Source organism: Corallococcus sp. CA053C (assembly GCF_003611675.1).
In the GTDB taxonomy this organism is placed as follows: domain Bacteria; phylum Myxococcota; class Myxococcia; order Myxococcales; family Myxococcaceae; genus Corallococcus.
Map to the genome: position 1 here is coordinate 1 of NZ_RAWA01000711.1, position 2,285 is coordinate 2,285.

2 protein-coding genes are annotated in these 2,285 nt (G+C 71.4%); both read right to left on the minus strand.

Going from position 1 to position 2,285, the window contains the following annotated elements; genetic code table 11:
* On the minus strand, positions 1–582 hold a 582-nt coding region (locus tag D7V97_RS42445), incomplete at its 3' end, for an aminotransferase class III-fold pyridoxal phosphate-dependent enzyme (protein WP_120616201.1).
* Between the two features lie 35 nt (positions 583–617).
* Complete coding sequence (gene mxcK, locus D7V97_RS42450; RefSeq protein ID WP_233583603.1) at positions 618–1,862, minus strand: myxochelin export MFS transporter MxcK; 1,245 nt, start codon at positions 1,860–1,862, stop codon at positions 618–620.
* Positions 1,863–2,285 lie beyond the last annotated feature (423 nt).

Sequence of the window (2,285 nt, forward strand, 5' to 3'; positions counted from 1 at the left end):
GTCCGGGGGCGTGAAGAGGGGCAGGCGGGTGGTGAGCTTCGCCACGGCCGAGGGGATGCCCGGCGTGTCATACATGAAGTGGTCGTGCCAGCCGTTGTAGCCCACGGTGACGATGCTCTCGCGGCCGGTGATGTGGCGAGCCAGGCGCACGGCGGCGGACGTGGCATCCGCGCCCGTCTTGAAGAAGCGCGCCATCTCCGCGCCGGGGATGACGTCCACCAGGGCGCGCACGGAGGAGACCTCCACCGGCGTGGGCAGCGAGTGGATGATGCCCTCGGCGAGGTGCTTGCGGATGGTCTCCGCCACGGCCGGGTGGTTGTGGCCCAGGAGGTTCGCGCCCAGGGCCCCGATGTAGTCGATGTACTGCTGGCCGTCCGCGTCCTCCACCAGCGCGCCCTGGCCCCGGGTGAGGAACACGGGGAAGGCGCCGGGGGCGAAGTGGTCCGGCTTCTTCATCATCGTCTGGGTGACGCCGGGGACGAGTCTGCGCGCTTCCTCGAGGAGCTGGTTCGAACGCTCCAGCTTGATGGCACCCTCGATGGGGCGCGGCAGGGACGGGTGACGGGGCGATACCTGGGACATGGAGGGTTCCTTGTCGGTTGCGGGGTGAGAGGGATTCAGGGGGTGGGCGTGGCGCCGAGCCTCGCGGCGCGACCGTCGAAGACCCAGAGCAGGCCCAGCGAGAGCGTGGAGAGCGCCACCGCGAGCCAGCCCAGCGGGCCGAAGCCGATGAGCGCGCCGTCGGGCGCGGTGGAGAGCAGGAGTCCGCCCATCCACGCCGCGAGCCCGGAGGCGCCGTCGCTGGCGGCCATGTTCACCGCGAGGTAGCGCCCCCGCAGCGAGGGCGGCACCCGCGACGCGACGAGCGCCATGGTGGGGATGGCCCGGCCGGACGTCAGCGTCATGAAGAGCACGAACACCGCCGCGACCACCGGCAGCGGAGAGGCGGGCAGGTGCGTGAAGAGCAGGTGCGGCGCCATGGTGGCGACGAGCAGTCCGGCCAGCACCCGCGACGGGCCCAGGCGATCCGCCAGCCGGCCAATCCACCGCGAGCTCACGAGCGTGGCCGCGCCGCCGGCCAGGTACACCCAGGGCAGGTCCGTCAGCGACAGGCCCAGGTTGCCGACCATGAAGGCGCCCAGGTAGGGGATGAGCAGGAAGCTGGCGAACACCACCGTGAAGGTCAGGCCCCAGCCCAGCGCGAGGCGCGGCGTGAAGACGCTGGAGGGCGCGCGGGTGTCCGCGGGCATCAGGCTCGGGGCGCTCCGGGCGAGGTGGCCGTCCACCCGGGGGAGGAAGCGCAGGAGCAGGAGCCACACGAGCCCCGCGAGCCCCGCGAGCACGACGAACGGAGCGCGCCATCCCCACTGGTTCGCGAGCGCCAGGCCCAGCGGCACGCCCGCCACCGCGGACAGCGCGTACGCCGTCATCACGGTGCCAATGGCCTGCCCCCGGCGCTCCGCCGGCACCACGTCGCTGACGATGGCGATGACGACCGCGCCCATCAGGCCCGCGCAGGAGCCGGCCACGGTGCGCGCGAGGAGCAGCCCCACGGGCCCGGTGGCCGCGCCGCACAGGAGCGTCGCGGTGATGAAGCCCGCGTAGAGCATCAGGAGCGTGCGCTTGCGCTCCAGCCGGTCCAACCAGAACACTCCCAGCACGCCCATGGCCGCGGACGCCAGCGTGTACGCGGACACCAGCGCGCCGAATCGCGTGGCGGACAGGTCCATCCGCTGCATCAGCAGGGGGCCCAGCGGCATCAGCATCATGAAGTCGACGACGTGCGTGAACTGCACGGCCGCCAGGAGCCACAGCAGCGTGCGCTCGCGCGCGACGGGGGATGCGTCACTCAAGACAGTCACCTGGAATCCAGACACACGTCGGCCCTGCCCGGGTCCGGCAATGCCAGACATGGCTCGGCCAGGGCCCGGAGCAACGTGCTCCGGGCCTGCCGGGAGGGATCATGAACAGCTAATGATAATGAGAATCATCTTCAGAAATGGTCGCGAGTCAATGGGAAAGCGGGATTCGTCACGCAATCGTCGGGCGGCGGGCTTGCGGCGCGCGTGTGGCTTGACGGCGTGGAAGGGGGACGGAAGGGTGGGTGTGCTGCCCGGTCCATCCGTCATGCCCCGAGGTGTCGAAGGTGAAGAAGCTCGTCAATGCGCCGCGCGAAGTGGTCCAGGAGATGCTGGAGGGGTTGGTGGCGCTCGCGCCGGGGCAGGCCCTGTTGGAGGGGGAGACGGTGGTGGTGCGCGCGGACGTGCCGGCGGCGCTCGGTGCCC